Annotated in this window: 2 protein-coding genes; both read left to right on the top strand. The window is 56.7% G+C overall.

Going from position 1 to position 383, the window contains the following annotated elements; translation table 11 throughout:
* The first annotated feature begins 4 nt into the window (after positions 1–4).
* Complete coding sequence (gene rpmI / locus AC5ZG1_RS44700) at positions 5–208, top strand: 50S ribosomal protein L35 (protein WP_011423646.1); 204 nt, start codon at positions 5–7, stop codon at positions 206–208.
* 39 nt (positions 209–247) lie between these two features.
* On the top strand, positions 248–383 hold a 136-nt coding region (locus AC5ZG1_RS44695), incomplete at its 3' end, for a 50S ribosomal protein L20 (protein WP_496136614.1).

The following is a 383-nucleotide window of genomic DNA, read 5'->3' as shown; positions in this document are numbered from 1 at the left end:
CAAAATGCCCAAGATGAAGACGAAGTCCGCTGCCAAGAAGCGGTTCAAGATCACCGCATCCGGCAAGGTCAAGGCGGCTGCCGCTGGCAAGCGCCATGGCATGATCAAGCGCACGAACAAGTTCATTCGCGATGCACGCGGCACGATGGTTCTCGCAGAACCCGATGGCCGCAAGGTCGTGAAGAACTATCTGCCGAACGGTCTCTGAGACTATTCCGGTAACGCGTTAGATTAAGGAGATCATGATATGGCACGTGTAAAAAGAGGCGTCACCGCCCACGCCAAGCACAAGAAGGTTCTGAAGGCCGCGAAGGGCTTTTACGGCCGCCGCAAGAACACCATCCGCACCGCCAAGGCCGCTGTCGATCGTTCGAAGCAATACG

It is taken from the genome of Bradyrhizobium sp. Leo78, from assembly GCF_059512425.1.
Note: the sequence above shows the minus strand (reverse complement) of the source record. Positions and strands in the feature narration are given on the sequence as shown.